This window comes from Sphingosinicella flava, from assembly GCF_016025255.1.
Lineage (GTDB): Bacteria > Pseudomonadota > Alphaproteobacteria > Sphingomonadales > Sphingomonadaceae > Allosphingosinicella > Allosphingosinicella flava.
In genome coordinates this window covers 909,555-928,927 of record NZ_CP065592.1, presented here as the reverse complement: position 1 = coordinate 928,927, position 19,373 = coordinate 909,555, and the positions used below count along the sequence as shown (strand labels likewise).

The following is a 19,373-nucleotide window of genomic DNA, read 5'->3' as shown; positions in this document are numbered from 1 at the left end:
ATCTCCCTTCCGTTTCAAGAGAGATTCCAGCTTTCGCTGGAATGACGAGAGACGGGAAATCAGGCGTTCTCTTCGCCCGCTTCGCCGCCTTCACCGGCTTCCGCGGCGCCTTCGGCCGACTTCATGCCGGACGGGGCGACGAGCGTAGCGATGGTGAAGTCGCGGTCTTCGATCGCGGGCTTGGCGCCCTTCGGCAGCTTCACCGCCGAAATGTGGATCGAATCGCCGACATTGTAGCCGGTCAAGTCGACGACCAGGTCGTCCGGAATCTCGGCCGCGTCGCAGACGAGCTCGACTTCGTGGCGGACGATGTTGAGCACGCCGCCCTTCTTGATACCGGGCGCGGCTTCTTCATTCTCGAAGCGCACCGGCACCGCGACGGTGACGGTCGAATGCTCGCCGATGCGGTAAAAATCGACATGCAGCGGCCGGTCGGTGACCGGGTGGAACTGAACGTCCTTGGGAAGGGTGCGGCTCACCTTGCCGCCCACGTCGATCATCACGACCGTGTTCATGAAGTGGCCGGTGTTGAGAGCTTTCACCAGCACCTTTTCTTCGAGGTGGATCGAGACGGGTTCTTCCTTGTTGCCGTAGATCACGGCGGGGACGCGGCCTTCACGACGCATGGCACGGGAGGCTCCCTTGCCAGCCCGTTCGCGCGTCTCGGCCGACAGCTGAAGCTGTTCGCTCATGTGCATGCCTTTCGAAACAGATTGATAAACTCCCCGTCACGCCTCCAGGGATGACCATGACGCGGGAGCGGCGCCTATAGGGCGAAAGCGCGAGCGCCACAAGGGTGGTGCTCGCGCGGATGATCAGGCGCTTTCTGGAACGGCACCTTCGTCAGTGATTTCGATCACAAGATAAGCGAGAGCAGCCGCTGCTGCGACGCTGATCGCCACCCATAACAGCGTCCCCGTCAAATCATTGCCTTCAACATCGGACGCCGCGCGCTGGGAGTTCGAGATCGACAATGACGACGCTGGCGAAGCAGCAGCTACTGGACTTACGGCCAATGCCAATGAAAGGCCTGCGGCAAAGAATTTTTTCACGATATTCCCCCTCTTCTGCAAACGGTGCAGCCTTCAGATCATATTTCGGCGAAACAGATATTACAATCGCAAGTATAACCTTACTAAAGCGCCTTCAGGCATCTTAGTAAAATCGAAAGCGGAGCACTCACTGCACCCGCTCGACCTTCAGCCCCTTCGCTTCCAGCATGGTCTGCACCGAATCCGCACCCGCGAGATGCCCTGCGCCGACCGCAACCATCACCGTGCCCGGCTCGTCGAGCATGCCGCCGATCCGTTCCGCCCAGCGTTCGTTCCGGTCCTTCATCAGCGCCTCGCGCAGTTCCGGGGAAAGCGCCGTTTCATCGTCGAATGTCTTGGCGATCGCATCCACGTCGCCTCTGACCCAGGCATCCAGCATCTGCTTGAACTGCGCCCGCGCATTTTCGGGGTCGTCGAGCGCGCTCACCAGCACCAGCCGCTGCGCCTCTTCCGACAGGGTGTCGAAGAAGCCCATCTGCTCCTCCGCCGTCTCCAGCGCCCCGAATTTCTTGCCCTGTTCCTTATACGTGGCCTGCAGGCTCCGTTCCGCGCCAAGATTGGGGTCGAGCCCCAAATCCTTGAACGATGTGGTGAGGATGGCGAGCGCGGCGGTCCAGGTTTCCATGGAGTTCTGCATCTCGGCCGGGATGCTGGCTGTCGCCAGTGCCTTGGCGAGCGCATCCCGCTTGTCCGGCGGCACGCGCTCGGAAAGGGGAGGGAGGCCGGGCGAGAAGCCGAGTTTTCCGATCAGCTGCGCCGCAGCCATCGGATCCTCGTCGCCCGGCAATTCCAGGACCAGCGTGTCCGACGACCGGATCGCCTTTTCCAGCGTGTCCGTCCGCCAGTTCACGCCTTCCGGCAGCAGGTGGATCGTGCCGAACAGATAGACTGTCGTGTCTTCGTCGGCGAGCTTCCACAAAGCGGGCTTGGCGGCAGGCGCTTCCTGCGCGGACGATGTCGTGCAAGCGGCGAGCGCGGCGGCGGCGGTGCAGGCCGCCCAGCGGATTTTGCGGCGAAAAGAGGTCACAATCACGAATCTCTCCCTATTTCTTGACCGCACCATGCCCCATGCGCCAAAGCGTTTCGACCCCGTTGTTGCAGATGCGAAGGCGAAAAGTTGGGCGAGACCAAACCCCTCAGCTTCCAAAGGCTCATCCTCACCCTCCACGATTATTGGAGCCAGCAAGGCTGCGTGATCCTCCAGCCGTATGACATGGAGATGGGCGCGGGCACTTTCCACCCGGCGACCACCTTACGCGCCCTCGGTCCCAAGCCGTGGAAGGCCGCCTATGTCCAGCCCTCGCGCCGCCCGACCGACGGGCGCTATGGCGAAAATCCGAACCGGCTCGGCCATTATTACCAATATCAGGTGGTGCTGAAGCCCAGCCCGCCCGACCTCCAACAACTCTATCTCGGGTCGCTCGCGGCCATCGGCATCGACTTCACGAAGCACGACATCCGCTTCGTCGAGGACGATTGGGAAAGCCCCACGCTCGGCGCCTGGGGCCTCGGCTGGGAAGTCTGGTGCGATGGCATGGAAGTCACCCAATTCACCTATTTCCAGCAGGTCGGCGGCTATGATTGCAAGCCGGTGACGGGCGAGCTCACCTACGGCCTCGAACGGCTCGCCATGTATATTCAGGGCGTCGACAGCGTCTATGATCTCGCCTTCAACGACGACGGCGTCAGCTACGGCGACGTCTTCCACGAAAACGAAGTCGAGTTTTCAGGCTATCATTTCGAAGTCGCCGACACGGACAGCCTCTTCCGCCGCTTCAAGGACGCCGCCGAGGAATGCACGCGCTGCATCGAGGCGAAGCTGCCGCTCCCGGCCTATGATCAGGCGATCAAGGCCAGCCACATCTTCAACACCCTCCAGGCCCGCGGCGTCATCTCCGTCGCCGAGCGCCAGGCCTATATTGGCCGCGTCCGCGATTTGGCGAAAGGCGCCTGTGCGGCGTGGATGGACAAGAACGGGTGGGACGCGTGATAGCCCCGCCCCTCCGTCATTCCAGCGAAAGCTGGAATCTCCCTTCTCCTTGGACCGACCGATCTAAAGACAGTGAGATTCCAGCTTTCGCTGGAATGACGGAAGGGCTCGCTGGAATGACGTTTAAGCACCTTGGAATGACGAGTGGGAATGCAACGAATGCCTGATTTCCTCCTCGAACTCCTGTCCGAAGAAATCCCCGCCCGCATGCAAGCGAAGGCGGAGAAGGATCTAGCATCCCTCTTCGACGCCGAACTCATCAAATCGGGCCTGAAGGCGGAAGGCATCGAAACCTTCTCCACGCCCCGCCGCCTGACCCTGATCGCGCGGGGTCTCCCCACGGAAACCGTCGCCGTCAGCGAGGAGCTGAAGGGCCCCCGCACCAGCGCCCCGCCGCAGGCGCTCGAAGGTTTCTTGCGCAAGACTGGCCTCCGCCAAGACCAGCTCGTCGACCGCGACGGCACGTATTTCGCCGTCATCGACAAGCCCGGCCAGGCCACGAAAGACGTGCTGGCCGAAGCCATCCCTGCCATCGTCCGCGCCTTCCCCTGGCCCAAATCCATGCGCTGGGGCGCCGCCTCGCTTTCGACCGAAAGCCCGCGCTGGGTCCGCCCGCTGCAAGGCATCGTCGCCCTGCTCGGCGAGGAAATCGTCGACTTCGAAGTCGCAGGGATAAGCTCCGGCGCCGCGACGGTCGGCCACCGCTTTCACCATCCGGGCCAGATCACCATCGGTAGCGCGAACGATTATGCCGAAAAGCTCCGCGCCTGCCACGTCATCGTCGATCCCAGGGAACGCCAGCAAATCATCCGCGACGGCGCCGCGAAGGCCGCTAGGGATGCGGGCCTGATCCTCGTCGAAGACGAAGGCCTCGTCGCCGAAAATGCCGGCCTCACCGAATGGCCGGTGCCTTTGCTGGGCTCGTTCGACCCGACCTTCCTCGACGTCCCGCGCGAAGTGATCCAGCTCACCATGCGGACCAACCAGAAATATTTCGCCGCTCAAATTCCTCCCCGGGACGGGGAGGGGGACCAGCCGAAGGCTGGTGGAGGGGCTGGCACGTTGGCTCCAAACTTCATCTGCACCGCGAACATCGACGCGGCCGACGGCGGCGCCTCGATCGTCGCGGGCAACGAAAAAGTCCTCGCCGCGCGTCTCTCCGACGCGAAATTCTTCTGGGAACAGGATCTCAAAATTCCGCTGGAAAATCAGGCGGAGAAGCTCAACCAGATCGTGTTCCACGAAAAGCTCGGCACGGTCGCCGACAAGGTCGACCGCGTCGCCAAACTCGCCCGCTGGCTGGTGGAAGAGGGGATCATTAAGCCCTCTCCCCTTCAGGGGAGAGGGTTGGGAGAGGGGGAGTCCGAGACCTCTCCTCTCTCATCCAGCGCACCTGCAGACCGCCCCCTCTCTCCAACTCTCTCCCCTGAAGGGGAGAGAGAGCTTTTGGCCCAACTAGCCTACGACGCCGCCCGCCTCTGCAAGGCCGATCTCGTCACCGGCATGGTCGGCGAATTCCCCGAATTGCAGGGCCTCATCGGCGGCTACCTCGCCCGCGCCCAGGGCCATCCGGACGCCGTCGCCGACGCCATCCGCGACCATTACAAGCCGGTCGGCCAAGGCGACGAAGTCCCCACCGCCCCGGTCACGGTGGCGGTGAGCTTGGCGGACAAGCTGGATAGCTTGTCGCAGTTCTTCATCGTGAATGAAGTCCCTACTGGATCGCGAGACCCCTTCGCCCTGCGGAGAGCTGCGTTGGGTGTCCTGAGCCTATTGATCTCCAACGAAATCCGGCTGCCGCTCCGTGCTGCTCTGTTTGAGCCGCTGGTACACCGAGCTGTTAAAATTTATACAAGCGAGACACATAGTGCCGCCGATGCCATGTACGAGATCGCATCTGAGTATGCTGATCGTCAGAAACTCTTGGACCTTTATGCATCGATATTGGCAACAAAGCGGGACGCCGCTCTCGCGGACCGCGACACTTGGTTCGCGGACAAGATTTTGGGGACAATCTACTTCACGGCAGATTTTTTGGCCGACCGCCTCAAAGTCCAGCAGCGCGAAGCAGGCGTTCGCCACGACCTGATCGACGCGGTCTTCGCCCTTGGCGGTGAGGACGATCTCGTCCGCCTGCTCGCGCGGGTGAAGGCGCTGCAATCTTTCGTCGAGACGGGCGAGGGGACGGACCTTCTCGCCGGCTACAAGCGCGCGGCCAATATCCTGAAGAAGGAAGGCTGGACCGGCGCCGAGGCGCTGACCTCCACCGGCAGCCAGGGCATCCCGCAAACGGGCGAGGAAGACCCGCTCGTGCTGGTCGAGGAACCGGGCGTCGCGGACGCCATCGCCGAAATGGCGCATCATCATCCGAAAAAGCCACTTTCCTACACGCCCGAAAAGGAAGAGGCTGATCTGATCGCCGCACTCGACGCCGCCGAGCCCAAGGCCGCGGCAGCGATCGAGGCGGAGGATTTCGAAGGCGCGATGGCGGCCCTCGCCAGCCTCCGCGCGCCGGTCGACATGTTCTTTGACAAGGTCACGGTCAACGATCCCGACCCCGCGAAACGCGAGGCGAGGCTGAACCTCCTCGCCCGGATGCGCGACGCGGTGCACAGGGTCGCGGACTTCTCCAAAATAGAAGGCTGAAGTTGAGGGTCGATGAAATGTTGCCACAGCATCAGTTTCATCAACTTCTCCTCGAAGGAAAATTCATCAGTGCTCCGGCGCAGGCCGGAGCCCAGCGGCGCGGAACGATGAGGCTGGGCTCCGGCCTTCCGGAGCACGATGCGCTCCTCCATGCCCCGTGTTCCTGCGAAAGCCGGAACCCAGTGGCTCTTCCTGCGCAACTGGACCCCTGCTTTCGCAGGGGAACAATAAGGATGAACTCGCATTCTTCCGCCGCCGTCCGGCACGCCATCTTCCCGCAGGAGAATCCCTGAAATGAACCGCGCCGCAGAGAGCCGCTACGTCTATCGCTTCGGAGGCGGCGTTTCGGACGGTGGCAATGGGGACAAGAATTTGCTCGGCGGGAAGGGCGCGAACCTCGCCGAAATGGCGTCCATCGGCCTCCCCGTTCCCCCCGGTTTCACGATCAGCACGGACATGTGCGCGCATTATTATGAGAACGGGCAGAAATTCGGTTCCGGCATAGTCGACGAGGTTACGATGGGCCTCAATCACATCGAGGTCGCGACCCAGCGGGGTTTCGGCCACACGGAAGACCCTCTGCTCGTGTCGGTTCGCTCAGGCGCCCGCGTGTCGATGCCGGGCATGATGGACACGGTTCTCAACCTCGGTCTCAACGACCAAACGGTGGAGGGTCTCGCCGCCACTTCCGGCGATCCGCGCTTCGCCTGGGACAGCTACCGCCGCTTCATCCAGATGTATTCGGACGTCGTCCTCGGCCTCGATCACGGCCTCTTCGAAGAGGCGCTGGAAATCGCGAAAGAAGATAAGGGCGTCCACTTGGATACCGAACTCGATGCCGACGACCTGAAGGCGCTCGTCCAGCGATACAAAGACATTGTGGAGCAGGAACTCGGCAGACCTTTCCCGCAGGACGTTCACGAACAGCTTTGGGGTGCGGTCGGCGCGGTGTTCGGTTCCTGGCAATCGGAGCGCGCCAAGGTCTATCGCCGCCTCAACCACATTCCGGGCGACTGGGGCACGGCGGTCAACGTCCAGGCGATGGTGTTCGGCAATATGGGCGATACCTCCGCCACCGGCGTCGCCTTCACCCGCGATCCTGCGACCGGCGAGCGTGCCTTTTATGGCGAATATCTCATCAACGCCCAAGGCGAGGATGTCGTCGCGGGCATCCGCACGCCGCAATATCTTACCAAGGCGGCGCGCGAGCGGGCGGGAGCCAAGGCCGCCTCGATGGAAGAAGCGCTGCCGGAGGTTTATGGCGAACTCGCCCGCGTTTTCGATCTTCTGGAAACCCATTATCGCGACATGCAGGACATCGAATTCACCGTGGAGCGCGGCAAGCTCTGGATGCTCCAGACCCGTTCCGGCAAGCGCACGGCGAAAGCGGCCCTCAAGATCGCCATCGACATGGCGCGCGAAGGCCTGATCTCGGAAGAGGAGGCGGTCCTCCGCGTCGATCCCGCCGCGCTCGATCAGCTCCTCCATCCGACCCTCGATCCCAAGGCGGAGCGCCGGGTCATCGCCAAGGGCCTCCCTGCATCCCCCGGCGCGGCGTGCGGTATCGCGGTGTTCGATGCGGACACCGCCGAGCGCCGGGCCGGGCAGGGCGACAAGGTCATTCTCGTCCGCATCGAGACGAGCCCGGAGGACATTCACGGCATGCACGCCGCGGAGGGAATCCTGACGGCACGCGGCGGCATGACGAGCCACGCGGCGGTCGTGGCGCGCGGCATGGGCCGCCCCTGCGTCTCGGGCGCGGGCACACTCGCCATCGACTATAAGGCCAAGGCTTTGCGCGTCGGCGGCGTGGAGGTGAAGGAAGGGGACACGCTCACCATTGATGGCGCGAGCGGCGAGGTGATGCTGGGCGCGGTCCCCACCGTCCAGCCGGAGCTGGCGGGCGATTTCGGCACGCTTATGGAGTGGGCCGACAAGGTCCGCCGGTTGAAGGTCCGCACCAACGCCGAAACCCCGAACGACTGCCGCACCGCCCGCGAGTTCGGCGCGGAAGGTATCGGCCTCTGCCGCACCGAACATATGTTCTTCGACGCCGAACGGATCACCGCTGTCCGCCAGATGATCCTCGCGGAAAACGAGACCGGGCGCCGCGCGGCGCTCGCCAAATTGCTCCCCGCCCAACGCAGCAACTTCGTCGAGATTTTCGAGATCATGAAGGGCTTCCCCGTCACGATCCGCCTCCTCGATCCGCCCCTCCACGAATTCCTGCCGCACGGCGAGGACGAATATGCCGAGGTTGCCAGGGCCGCGAACGTCGGCGTCGAGCAATTGAAGCAGCGCGTCGCCGAGCTTCACGAATTCAATCCGATGCTCGGCCATCGCGGCTGCCGCCTCGGCATCACCTATCCCGAAATCTACGAGATGCAGACCCGTGCGATTTTCGAAGCGGCCGTCGAGGTCGCCAAGAGCGGCGAGGCGCCACTGCCGGAAGTGATGGTGCCGCTCGTTGCCACCAGGGCCGAACTCGCGATCATCCGCCAACTGATCGACGCCACGGCCAGGAAGGTGTTCGAAGAGCTGGGCCGTTCCATCGACTATCTCGTCGGCACGATGATCGAACTCCCCCGCGCCGCCCTCCGCGCCGGGGAAATCGCCGAGGAAGCGCAATTCTTCTCTTTCGGTACCAACGATCTCACCCAAACCACATTGGGCGTCAGCCGCGACGATGCCGCCCGCTTCCTCACGGCTTATGTCGAAAAGGGCATCTTCGCCCGCGATCCCTTCGTCAGCATCGACGAGGACGGCGTCGGCGAACTCATCCGCCTTGCCGCCGAGCGGGGCAGGGGCACCGCACCTGGCCTCAAACTCGGCATCTGCGGCGAACATGGCGGCGATCCGTCCTCTATCGCCTTCTGCGAGGGGGCGGGCCTCGATTACGTCTCGGCCTCGCCCTATCGGATCCCGATCGCCCGCCTGGCGGCGGCGCAGGCGGCGCTAAAGGCGCGTTAGAGCGGCCGCTCGTCGTCGCGCCGTAGCGGTGCCCTGGCCGCGCTGTGCCGAAGCGAGTCCATTTCCCGGGCGTCGCGGTGAAGGCGCGTATTTTCGGTCTCAAGCTCCTCGCGCCGCGCCGTTTCGGCACGGTAACGGCGCTTCCACTTGCCGCCCGCCGTCATCGACATGCCGATGAGGAGGCCGAGCAGGAAGACGAGGAGCAGGATGACCCATTCGGTGAGCGTGAAAGCGATCATGGCGTCAGTCTCCGCGCAGATTATCCGCTGAGACAATCGGCAATGCTGCCTTCCGGTTCCCCTCAATCAGCGGTTGATGAAATTGTCCGAAATCGAACAGGCCGCCGGGCCCAGGATGACGATGAACAACACCGGCAGGATGAAGAGGATGAGCGGAACCGTCATGATCGCGGGAAGCCGCGCCGCTTTCTCTTCCGCGCGCATCATCCGTTCGTTGCGGAATTCGGCGGACAGGACGCGCAACGCGCTGGCGAGCGGCGTGCCGTATTTCTCGGTCTGGATCATCGTGGTGACGACGCCGCGCACCGCCTCGAGGTCGATGCGGTTTGAAAGGTTCTCGAACGCCTGGCGCCGTTCGGTGAGGAAGCCGAGTTCGATGGAGGTGAGGCCGAATTCGTCGCCCAGCTCGGGGTAGGCCTTGCCAAGCTCCTTCGCGACGCGGGCGAAGGCGGCGTCCACGGTGAGGCCGGCCTCGGCGCAGATGACGAGCAGATCGAGCGCGTCTGGCAGGCCCTTGCGAATGGCATGGCTGCGCTTCGTGATCTTGTTCTTCAGGAACATGTCGGGCGCTTTATAGCTGCCGATCAGCGCGCCCGCGACGAAGGCATATTTCTTGAAGCCGCCCCAGTCTGGAAACCAGTCGAGAAGGTAGACGCCCACGATCACGATGCCGCCCACGACAATGGGCAAGACGAGGCGCGCGAAGATGACGACGAAGGCGAGATCCTTCGACCGGATCCCCGCCTGAAGCAGGCTCTTCTGCGCCTTTTCCACCTGTTCGTCCTGGAGCATCTTGAACGAGCTCAGGATCGACCGGACCTTGTCGGCCGCTTCGTTGTGGTTGGTGATCTTCTTTCGGCGCTTGGAGGTGGAGGCGATGATGCCCGCCTTGAGCTGCTCGCGCCGCTCGTTCAGTGCCTTCACCCGCTTTGCCATCGGATCGCGGACCGTGGTCGCGGCATAAAGAGCGACAAGCACGGCGAAAGTGGCGACCGCCGACAAAGCTGTCGCGATCATCATCACATCGACGCCGAGCAATGTGGGATTGGTGGGTGCCATTCCTAAAGCCTCAGATCTCGAAACTGACCATCTTGGCCATGATGAACACGCCGATCCCCATCCAGCCAAGACCGACGCTGCCGGCGATCATCAGCCGGGGTTCGCTGAAGAAGCCGCCCATATAGCCCGGGTTGAGCATGAAGATGATACCGAAGACGATGAACGGAAGAGCGCCGACGATGATCGCGGACGCCTTGGACTCCGACGACATCGCCTTGATCTTGAGCTTCATCTGCGCGCGCTTGCGAAGCACGTCGGACAGATTGGCGAGCGTCTCGCCGAGGTTTCCGCCCGTTTCGCGCTGGATCGCGAGCGTGATGACGAAAAATTGAAATTCGGGCGTGCCAAGCCGGTCGGCGGTTTCCTGCAAGGCCTGCTCCATCGTCCGGCCGATCTTCATCTTGTCGGAAACATTTTGGAATTCGGTGGATACCGGCGCCGGTACCTCCGACGCAACAATGCCAAGCGTTTCCGATATCGGAAGACCGGAGCGAAGGCCGCGGACCATGAGTTCGATCGCATCGGGAAATTTGGATGTGAATTGCGCGACGCGACGGTTGATCATCTTTCCCACGATGAAATGGGGAAGGCCAAGACCGGCCATGATCGCGATAAGCAGGGACAGGAAGAAAGGCGCCCCCCGCACCGTCAGAATGAAGAGCACGAACATGCCGATACCGGCGCAGGCCGTCATATATTGGCCGAGAGTCCAATTCTTGCCGGTGCGCGACAGACGCAGACGAAGCAACGCCGGATTCGGCATAAGGCTGGTGGCAAGACCGTCAATGGCGCTCGTTTTCCGCGACGCCATCAACTTCTTCATCTGCGCCTGCGTGGTGATTTCAGCCGACCGGCTGTGCCGTTCGCGCAACTCTTCCAGCCGCCGGCTCTGCACTTTGGCGGGCGATGGCCCGCTGATGGCGAAGATCAGCACGACCGCGCCGATCAACACCAAGCCGAAAATGACGACTGGAAGAATGGGCATGTCCCTTGTTCCTTAAGCGGCCTGCTTTTCCTTCGGCCGCTTGGCCATCAGGGTTTTGAGGTTTCCGAGCAATGACTTCTGGGTCGGCGCGCCGCCTTCCTCGCCATCGTCGACCGTGCTGACGGTCAACGCCAGCAGCCGGTTGAACGGCTGGGTGATCTTGGCGTTGCCTTTGGTGCGCGCGAGGGGCTGGCCGAGCTTCGCGGCCGTTGCCGCCGCCTTTTGGTCGAGCGGAATGACGACGTCGATCTTGCGTTCGATCGACTGCTCGAAATCCTTCCGGCTGATTTCCTGCGCGGCGGGCGCGGCGACGCGATTGGCGACGACCACGACCCGCGCCTGCGGCGCGTTAGCCTTGAACCAGGCCAGAATGCGGATGGCGTCGCGCGTGGCCGCGAGGGTCAATTCCACGACAACGATGGCGACATGCGCATCGTTCACCAGATGCGGATGCTGGATCAGCATCGCGCGCGGCAGATCGAGGACCGTGGTCTCGAATGCATTCTTCATCTCTTCCTGAAGCTGGAAGAAAACGGAACCGTCGGTCAGGATCGGCTGGTTGATCGGCGCTTCCGCTGAAAGGACGGAGAGCTTATCGCCCGCGCGGACCATCGCTCGCTCGATGAACAAGCCATCGATGCGACTTGGATTTTCGATCGCGTCGGTCAGGCCGCGGCCGGGTTCCAGATCGAGGGCGAGCGCGCCGGTGCCGAAATGAATGTCGAGATCGAGCAGGGCGGTCGAGCGCGCCAGCGATTCTCCCATCAGCCATGCAATAGAGGAAGCGATCGTGGAGGCCCCCACGCCGCCGCGGACGCCGGTCACGGCCACCACGACATGCGGCCGATCCTGGGTTGCATCGTTGACGCGCGGACCGGCAAGCGTGAGCTGTGCCTGGGCAAGCGTGTCCCTAACCTGATCGGCGGTGAACGGTTTCAGCAGATAATCCTGGATGCCGCTGGCGATAAGGTCGCGATAGAGCCGTACGTCGTTGACCGTTCCTGCTGCGATCACGACGGTGCCCGGCTCGCAGACTTCGGCAAGCGCGTTGATGTCGTTCAGCGGATCCGCCGATTCCGAAAGGTCGACGAACAGGATGCTTGGGCTTGCAGAAACCGACAGCGATTGGACGGCATTGCGCAGGCCACCCTTGTTGACCTTCTCCTGTTGCCAGCCCTGTTCGGTGGCGACGCTCCGCAGGATTTCGGCGGTCGCTTCGTCGGATACGAAAGCGGTGAACGGATCGCGCAGCGATCCCCGTGGAAAAGGCGCGTTCATCAATTGCCCCCCTTCGTGCTGGTCTCATCCAGGCCCCCGGCACCGGTCGGAGGCGCGGTGCGATAGGCCTTGATCGCCTTTGCCGCGGTCGCGCTATCGCCGGACGGGGCGCCGGGCTGACCCAGAACGAGATCGTTCGGATCGGCGACCATGGCCGCCAGATTGGAATTCATCGCGCAGCCGAAATTGGGCGGCGTCGAAATCTGGCCGCCGGGCGTCGCGGCGTAGCGCCAGTCGGGGCATCCCGGCACGCTTGCCGTCGTGCGGCTGACGATGACCCGAATTGAGCCGGGCTGAACGGTGCCCGCCGTGACCGGCGCGCCGTCGCTCAGCATCAGGCCGTAATCCCCCGCGACGCGCGCGACATCGGCGCGGGCTGTTTCCGCGCCATAGCCGCCATCGACATGGATGGCATCGCCATAACCCAGGCGTAGGGAGTCGAACCAGGCGGCAAGGCGATCGGCCTCCGCCTGGGGCAGGCCGGAGCCGCTTTGGGCCAAGTCAAGGACGTAATCGGTTCGTTGCACGACCGGCTGATGGATCGAATAGACGCTGCGGTTGGTCGGCAGGCCTGCCTTGTCGGCCGAACAGCCGGTCAGCAAGGATGCGGCGGTGGCGACGGCTGCCGATGCGATGATGCGGGACATAATCATATTCCTCTGAAAAGCCGTACCGCTCAATTGAAGCTGAAGCCGGGTTGCACCGCCGCGCCCGGTGCGGTGGCGGGAGCAGCTGCAGGAGCAACGGTTTGCGGCGCCGTCATGATGGGAACCGGCCGCTGGGCGCCGGACTGGCCTGTCGTCTGGAGATCCAGAAGCACGCGTTGCGGATCGTTGGGCGTGGTGAGCCCATCGGTCGGCAGGGCAATCTGGCGCCCCGAGACGGGCTTCACGAGATAGGGCGTGACGATGATCACCAGCTCGGTTTCCGCCCGTCGGAAATTATTCGAGCGGAACAGCGCGCCGAGGATCGGCAGGTCACCCAGCCAGGGCGCTTTTTGGATCGAATTCGTGTTCGTGTTGCGCAGCAAGCCGCCGATCATGAAGCTCTGGCCCGAGCCCAGCTCTACCGTGGTTTCAGCGCGGCGGGTTGTGATCGCGGGCACTTCATAGCCGTTCAGGTCGATGCTGTTTTCGTTCGACAGCTCGGACACTTCCGGGCGGACGCGCATCGATATCCGTCCATTGTCGAGAACGGTCGGAGTGAAGGCGAGGCCGACGCCGTACGATTTATATTCGATGGTGATGACGCCTAATGTTTGGGAAATCGGAATGGGAAATTCGCCGCCCGCGAGGAAGCTGGCCGTTTCGCCGGACAAGGCTGTGAGGCTGGGCTCCGCCAAAGTGGTAACGAGACCGTCATTTTCCGCAAGGTCGATGGTAGCACGAAGGTCGAGGCCGAGCAGATTACCGCCTATCCCGATCGTCGATCCGTTGGGAATTTGGCTGAAACTGCCAAGATCGTCGGCAATCGCGCCGTCCCGCCCCTGCGAAATCCCGAAAAGAAAGCCGCTGGTCGAATCGGAGCTCAACAGGTTGACGCCGATATTTTTCACCAGGCTGCGACTGACTTCGGCGATCTTGACCTGGAGCATCACCTGGAGCGGCGTCGCGGTCTTGAGGCGGCTGATGACCTTCGTGCCGTCACCGACAAATGCCTGGACCAGATCCACCGCTTCCGCGCCGTCATTGGGTCCGGCGACCGTGCCCGTGAGAAGCACGACGCCGTTCATCGGCGTGGCCTGGATTTGCGCTTCGGGCATGGCCGTCTGCAACAGGCTGCCGATCGAATCGATATTGGTTCCGACCCGGACGTTCGCGGAATAGACGACGCGGCCCGCCGCGTTCGTGGCGTAGACGGTGGTTTCCCCCGCTGCCTTGCCGAAAATGTAGAGCTGGTTCGACGAACGGACCTGGACGTCGGCAATGCCGTCATTGGCGACGAAAAGGTCCGTCATCGCGCCGTCGAGGCGCACCATGCGGCCGGTTCCGACCGACAGGGTGACATCGTTCGCCGGGCGTTCGGCGGTCGGTTGGGCCAATGACGGCGTGGGCAGGGCGGTAAGGCCCGTCGCCAGCATCGCCGCACAAAGCAGGCGCAGACGCGCTCCGCGCATGATCTTGCTCTTCGTCATACTCACCTTACCCCCACCGCTACTTCGGTGACATTGTTGCCCCTCGCCACCCGCACGATCGGACCGCTCGAACGCGGTGCCGGAGCGCCGCCGGTCGCGGGCGCAGGCGCTGCGCTGCTGGACGGCGTCGAAGCCGTCTTCGCCGGAACGCTGCTGCGCTGGTAGCGCGAGACGTCCGAGCCCACCGTGAAGGTCGTGTTATTGTCCGACGGCCGGCTCTGCACGGCGAGGATCATCTTGCGCTCCGCCTTGGCATCGCCGTCCGCGGGCACGTCCACTTCGCCCGCGGCGATGGCGCGTTCCAATTCGGCGGTATTGTCGGCGATCGAGCGCAAGGACAGCGACAGCGATCCGATGGTTTGTGCCACCGCGATCTTTTCGGCGATCTTCGGCGTCGTCTCGAGCGTCACATTGGATACAGTGCGCGGCGTCGCGACGCCATTTTCGTCCTGAACGTTGGTGGCTTGATCGACGGCGAGAACGCGGACGTTGCTCAGCACGGTCTCGGCGACCTTGAGGGGCGGACCCTCGCCGCCGCCCGGGACTTCCTGTGTCAGCACGATGTCGACGCGGTCGCCAGGAAAAACGAAGCCGGCGACGCCGCTCGTCGCGGAAACGGAGACGGTAACGGCGCGCATGCCCGGTCCGAGTGCCGCGGCAAGGAAGCCGCGTTCGCCAGGCTTCACGAGCGCGCCCTGGGTCAGCGGTTGGCCCGCGGTGATTTCCGTCCGGACGACGGTGCCGAGCAGGCTTGCCGGATCGGCGCCGTTTTCCTTTGTGAAATAAGCCGGTTGCACCAAGCCCTTGGGCCAGGGTTGGAAGCGCAGCGATTCGGCGTCGATGATCGTGCCGACCGGCAGATGCTTGGTGGCGACCAGCACTTCCGGGCCGGCTTGCACCATCGGTGTCGCCTGGGCTTGCGGCGCGCTGGCACCGGTAAACATGTTTTTGGCCATGACGGCGGTGATCGCGGCTACGACCAGCGCCCCCACCAAAAGCACGACTTTCCTCACATCCATGACGCTAACGCCTCCACACCGAACGCCGGTTCAAGAGGCCATTCATCAACTAAAGTGGTTAAGAAACCGTTCGCCAACCACCCAAATGCCCGCAAAAGCGATCGCGACGCCATAAGGGATTTCCAGACGCTTCCGCGACTTGGTCAGATGATGGCCCGCGACCATGACGAGCGTCAGGACGCCGCCCGCCAAAGACATGACCAGCAGCATCGTCAATGTCGCGCCCGGGGCGAGCCACAATGAGACGGCCGCGACCATCTTCACGTCCCCGCCGCCCATTGCGCCCAAGGCGAACACAATCGCGAAGAGAATGAAGACGAGCAGGGCGATGCCGGCCTGGACGGCCATTGCCGGCCAGAAGGAGAGGCCGAGCGACAGCCAATAAGGGATTGCGGCAAGGGCGATCGCCGCATTGAGCCCGTTCGGAATGGTTCGGCTGCGCAAGTCCCAGATCGCGGCGGCGATCAGCATGGCGATCAAAAGACCGAGCAGAAGATAAGAGATGTGCCCCATAAGCGCGTCATGCCCTAGACGAGCCCGCTTTCAAAACCGTAACTGATCCTATGCAGGTTACGCCGATCGACAGGCGCGCTCACCCGGAAGGCGCACGATTCTCGTCATGGACGGCGCCTGACGGCTGGCGGCTTCGGGTCATGGACTGGCCGCCTCCGAGAGACGTTCCAGTGCGCGGAAGCCTGCTTTTCCTCGGCGGGCGCGGGGACTTCATAGAGAAATATCTCGAGGCGATGCATCATTGGCACATGCGGGGCTGGCATATCACCAGTTTCGACTGGCGCGGGCAGGGCGCGTCCCGGAAAGATGGCGGCCCCAGCCCGGATGCGGGTTTCGATCCGCTGCTCCACGATCTTGCCGTTTTTTCGCAAGAATGGATCGCCGCGCATCCCGGGCCGCACGTTGCGGTCGGCCATTCGATGGGCGGCCATTTGCTGCTTCGCGCGCTCGCTGAAGCAAGTCCACCTTTCGCGGCAGCCGTGCTGGTCGCGCCGATGATCGGCATCAATACAGGGCTCCTGCCCGGCTGGTTGAGCGCGCGGCTTGCGCGATTTTTCCAGAAAATAGGACGCGGGTCGTTTCCGGTGGCGCGCGATTACCAAGCGGCGATCGAGGGCAAAGCGGCGCGGCAGAATCGATTGACCTCCAGCGCCGATCGTTATGCCGATGAAAAATGGTGGCATGGAAGGCAGCCGGGCTACGACCTTGGCATTCCCACCTGGGATTGGGTGGCGGCCGCCTATCGCTCCATGGCGGCATCGACGCCTGGCGCATTGAAAGCGGTCCGTATCCCCCTGCTCATTCTGGCGACCGACCGGGACAGGCTGGTCGACACCCGCGCCATTCGCGAAGCGGCGCGATTGCTCCCCAATGCCGAGCTTGCCTTGTTCGATTCGGCGCATGAAATCCTGCGGGAGGACGACCCGGTCAGGCTCGCTGCCATGCATCGCATCGACGCTTTTCTGGACCGGCACGCGGCGTCATGACGCATTATGACGTCGCGATCGTCGGGGCGGGCATTGCGGGCGCGAGCCTTGCCGCCGAAATCGCGCCTCACTGTTCGGTTCTGCTGCTCGAAGCGGAGGCGCAGCCCGGATATCACGCCACCGGCCGGTCCGCTGCCTTTTGGTCCGAAACCTATGGCGGTCCGCTCATCCAGCCGCTGACGACTGCATCGGGACCGTTTCTGGAGTCGCCGCCCAAGGCTTTTCACGACGGCTCCTTCCTTCACCCGCGCGGATGCCTCATCATTGCGGACGAGAATGGGCATGAGGCGCTCGCGGGAATCGAAAGGACGTTCGGCGGCGGCCCCGTGAAATTGAACAGGCAAGGCCGTGCGGCGCTCCAATGCGCGATCCCGGGCCTCCGCCGCGCTTGGGATGCCGGCCTCGCGGAGCCGGACTGCCGGGACATCGACGTGGCTGCGCTTCACAATGCCTATTTGCGGGCAGCGCGCCGCAGCGAAGCAAGATTGGCGGCCGGCGCGCGGTTGACGGGGGCGGAACGGCGGGGAGGCGCGTGGCATCTCGAATGGCGCGACGGCACGGCGCGAGCGAGCATTCTCGTCAATGCCGCCGGGGCCTGGGCGGATGAGGTTGCCGCCATGGCAGGCGTGAGACAGGTCGGCCTCCAGCCCTATCGCCGGACAATGATCCAGCTGCGCGTCGATCCCCCGGCGCCTTCGGCCCTCCCGCTCGTCATGGACGCCCGGGAGCGTTTCTATTTCAAGCCGGAAGCAGGCGGGCGGCTGTGGCTCAGCCCGCATGATGAAACGCCGTGCCCGCCCTGCGATTCGGCGCCCGAGGAGATGGATGTCGCCCGCGCTATCGAGAGCCTCGCGAACGTCGTCGATTGGCGGATCGAGGCGGTGGAGCGGAAATGGGCGGGCCTCCGCACCTTCGCGCCGGACCGCTTGCCGGTCTACGGCTTTGCCGATCCGGGCTTCTTCTGGTTTGCCGGGCAGGGAGGGTTCGGAATCCAGACCGCGCCCGCGGCCGCGAAACTGGGGGCATCCCTGCTCCTCCGCACCCCACCCGAGGCGATGGTCGCCGGCATCGACCCCGCGCCTTACGCGGCTCAACGCTTCATGAATTGAAGCGCGGCGTCGCAGGCGAGCTTGTCGGCGCGTTCGTTTTCCGGGTGCCCGGCATGGCCCTTCACCCATTCCCAACGGATTTGATGCGGCGCGCAGGCGTTCAGAAGCTCCTGCCACAATTCGGCGTTCTTCACCGGCTTCTTGTCCGCCGTTTTCCAGCCGTTCCGGCGCCAGCCGTGAATCCATTTCGTGATGCCGTCGCGGACATAGACGCTGTCCGTACTGACCGTCACTGTGCAGGGCCGCTTCAGCGCTTCCAATGCCTTGATCGCGGCCATCAATTCCATGCGGTTGTTCGTGCTGAGAGCCTCGCCGCCGCTCAATTCCTTTTCGCGGCTGCCGGATCGAATCACGGCGCCCCAGCCGCCGGGCCCCGGATTGCCCTTGCATGCGCCGTCCGTGAAGATTTCGACTTCGGTCACAAGATTGGGAATCAGGCCGCGCGAAGAGCGGCGGGGAGCTTGAACGTCATATTCTCGACCGCGGTTTGGACGATTTCTTCCGTCACGTCGAAATGCTGCGCGATCCGGTCCACGACCTCACGGACCAGCACCTCCGGCGCGGATGCGCCTGCCGTGATGCCCAGCGTGCGGGCGCCGTCAAGCCATGCGAAGTCGATGTCGGACGCCCGGGCGATCAGGCGGCCGGGCGTGCCTTCCCGCTCCGCCACTTCGAGCAGACGGACGGAATTGGAGCTGTTCGCCGCGCCGATCACCAGGACGAAATCGCACCGTCCTGCCATCGTCTTGACCGCTGCCTGGCGGTTAGAGGTGGCGTAGCAAATATCCTCGCCCTTCGGAGCGCGGATGTTGGGGAAGCGGCGTTGCAGGGTTGCGACAATGTCCGCGGTGTCGTCGACTGAAAGGGTCGTCTGGGTCAGGAAGCCGAGATTGTCAGGATCGGCTGGGGCATAGGTTTCCGCGTCGGCGAGGGTCTGGATCAAGGTCATCTGCCCGTCCGGCACCTGGCCGAATGTGCCAATGACCTCGGGGTGCCCGGCATGGCCGATGAAAAGAATGTGCTTGCCCGCTTCCACCAGCCGCTCAGCCTGGCGATGAACCTTGGAAACGAGCGGACAGGTGGCGTCGAGATAGTCGAGGCCGCGCTCCTCCGCCTTGGCCGGCACGGCCTTCGGCACGCCATGGGCGGAAAAGACGACGGGCACGCCATCGGGCACTTCGTCCAGTTCCTTGACGAAAATGGCGCCTTTTTCCTTCAGGGTATCGACCACATATTTGTTGTGGACGATTTCGTGGCGCACATAAACCGGCGCTCCGTAGCGTTCGAGAGCCAGCTCGACGATGCGGATGGCACGGTCGACGCCGGCACAAAAGCCGCGTGGCGCGGCGATGAGGAGCGTCAGGGGCGGCTTCGATGCAGACATGAGGGGTGC

General features: G+C 63.5%; 18 protein-coding genes. 5 read left to right on the top strand and 13 right to left on the bottom strand.

What is annotated here, in order from left to right; all coding sequences use genetic code 11:
- Positions 1 to 59: 59 nt before the first annotated feature.
- From IC614_RS04830 to IC614_RS04820, 3 genes are all read right to left on the bottom strand, one after another.
- The gene (locus IC614_RS04830; RefSeq protein WP_200972770.1) at positions 60 to 692 is read right to left on the bottom strand and encodes a 50S ribosomal protein L25/general stress protein Ctc; all 633 of its coding nucleotides are present in this window, start codon (positions 690 to 692) and stop codon (positions 60 to 62) included.
- 123 nt (positions 693 to 815) lie between these two features.
- Positions 816 to 1,052 carry a hypothetical protein gene (locus tag IC614_RS04825; RefSeq protein ID WP_226372733.1) on the bottom strand — a complete coding sequence of 79 codons (237 nt, stop codon included), beginning with the start codon at positions 1,050 to 1,052 and terminating at the stop codon, positions 816 to 818.
- Positions 1,053 to 1,179: 127 nt separating this feature from the next.
- Positions 1,180 to 2,085 carry a TraB/GumN family protein gene (locus IC614_RS04820; protein ID WP_226372732.1) on the bottom strand — a complete coding sequence of 302 codons (906 nt, stop codon included), beginning with the start codon at positions 2,083 to 2,085 and terminating at the stop codon, positions 1,180 to 1,182.
- Positions 2,086 to 2,169: 84 nt separating this feature from the next.
- Between IC614_RS04820 and IC614_RS04815 the strand changes: the two genes are divergently transcribed.
- The 3 genes from IC614_RS04815 (at position 2,170) to ppdK (ending at position 8,658) form a co-directional block, all read left to right on the top strand.
- Positions 2,170 to 3,042: a glycine--tRNA ligase subunit alpha gene (locus IC614_RS04815; RefSeq protein ID WP_200972768.1), complete on the top strand. Its 873-nt coding sequence runs from the start codon at positions 2,170 to 2,172 to the stop codon at positions 3,040 to 3,042.
- A 159-nt stretch (positions 3,043 to 3,201) separates the two neighbouring features.
- Positions 3,202 to 5,688, top strand: coding sequence for a glycine--tRNA ligase subunit beta (gene glyS, locus IC614_RS04810; protein WP_200972767.1), 2,487 nt, complete (start codon positions 3,202 to 3,204; stop codon positions 5,686 to 5,688).
- Positions 5,689 to 5,982: 294 nt separating this feature from the next.
- The gene (ppdK, locus tag IC614_RS04805; RefSeq protein ID WP_200972766.1) at positions 5,983 to 8,658 is read left to right on the top strand and encodes a pyruvate, phosphate dikinase; all 2,676 of its coding nucleotides are present in this window, start codon (positions 5,983 to 5,985) and stop codon (positions 8,656 to 8,658) included.
- Here the strand turns inward: ppdK and IC614_RS04800 are convergent.
- From IC614_RS04800 to IC614_RS04765, 8 genes are all read right to left on the bottom strand, one after another.
- On the bottom strand, positions 8,655 to 8,897 hold the full coding sequence (locus IC614_RS04800) for a hypothetical protein (protein WP_200972765.1): 243 nt from the start codon (positions 8,895 to 8,897) through the stop codon (positions 8,655 to 8,657). The genes ppdK and IC614_RS04800 overlap by 4 nt on opposite strands.
- Before the next feature lie 66 nt (positions 8,898 to 8,963).
- Positions 8,964 to 9,956, bottom strand: coding sequence for a type II secretion system F family protein (locus IC614_RS04795; protein WP_200972764.1), 993 nt, complete (start codon positions 9,954 to 9,956; stop codon positions 8,964 to 8,966).
- A 10-nt stretch (positions 9,957 to 9,966) separates the two neighbouring features.
- A complete protein-coding gene (locus tag IC614_RS04790; protein ID WP_200972763.1) occupies positions 9,967 to 10,941 on the bottom strand; it encodes a type II secretion system F family protein in 975 nt (324 codons plus the stop codon).
- A 12-nt stretch (positions 10,942 to 10,953) separates the two neighbouring features.
- The gene (locus tag IC614_RS04785) at positions 10,954 to 12,219 is read right to left on the bottom strand and encodes a pilus assembly protein CpaE (protein WP_200972762.1); all 1,266 of its coding nucleotides are present in this window, start codon (positions 12,217 to 12,219) and stop codon (positions 10,954 to 10,956) included.
- Positions 12,219 to 12,866: a CpaD family pilus assembly protein gene (locus tag IC614_RS04780; protein WP_226372731.1), complete on the bottom strand. Its 648-nt coding sequence runs from the start codon at positions 12,864 to 12,866 to the stop codon at positions 12,219 to 12,221. The genes IC614_RS04785 and IC614_RS04780 overlap by 1 nt, the downstream gene beginning before the upstream one ends.
- A gap of 29 nt (positions 12,867 to 12,895) precedes the next feature.
- Positions 12,896 to 14,353, bottom strand: coding sequence for a type II and III secretion system protein family protein (locus tag IC614_RS04775; RefSeq protein WP_226372730.1), 1,458 nt, complete (start codon positions 14,351 to 14,353; stop codon positions 12,896 to 12,898).
- Between the two features lie 2 nt (positions 14,354 to 14,355).
- A complete protein-coding gene (gene cpaB, locus IC614_RS04770) occupies positions 14,356 to 15,372 on the bottom strand; it encodes a Flp pilus assembly protein CpaB (RefSeq protein ID WP_200972760.1) in 1,017 nt (338 codons plus the stop codon).
- A gap of 45 nt (positions 15,373 to 15,417) precedes the next feature.
- Entirely contained in the window at positions 15,418 to 15,885 is a 468-nt protein-coding gene (locus tag IC614_RS04765) for an A24 family peptidase (protein ID WP_200972759.1), read from the bottom strand.
- A 170-nt stretch (positions 15,886 to 16,055) separates the two neighbouring features.
- Here IC614_RS04765 and IC614_RS04760 point away from each other — a divergent pair, with 170 nt between their 5' ends.
- Positions 16,056 to 16,871, top strand: a complete 816-nt coding sequence (locus IC614_RS04760) for an alpha/beta fold hydrolase (RefSeq protein WP_226372729.1) — start codon at positions 16,056 to 16,058, stop codon at positions 16,869 to 16,871.
- A complete protein-coding gene (locus IC614_RS04755) occupies positions 16,868 to 17,980 on the top strand; it encodes an NAD(P)/FAD-dependent oxidoreductase (protein ID WP_200972757.1) in 1,113 nt (370 codons plus the stop codon). Before IC614_RS04760 ends, IC614_RS04755 begins: the two co-directional genes overlap by 4 nt.
- Here IC614_RS04755 and rnhA read toward each other — a convergent pair.
- Positions 17,962 to 18,402, bottom strand: coding sequence for a ribonuclease HI (gene rnhA, locus IC614_RS04750; protein WP_200972756.1), 441 nt, complete (start codon positions 18,400 to 18,402; stop codon positions 17,962 to 17,964). The genes IC614_RS04755 and rnhA overlap by 19 nt on opposite strands.
- Positions 18,403 to 18,413: 11 nt before the next feature.
- Entirely contained in the window at positions 18,414 to 19,364 is a 951-nt protein-coding gene (ispH, locus tag IC614_RS04745; protein WP_200972755.1) for a 4-hydroxy-3-methylbut-2-enyl diphosphate reductase, read from the bottom strand.
- Positions 19,365 to 19,373: the final 9 nt, after the last annotated feature.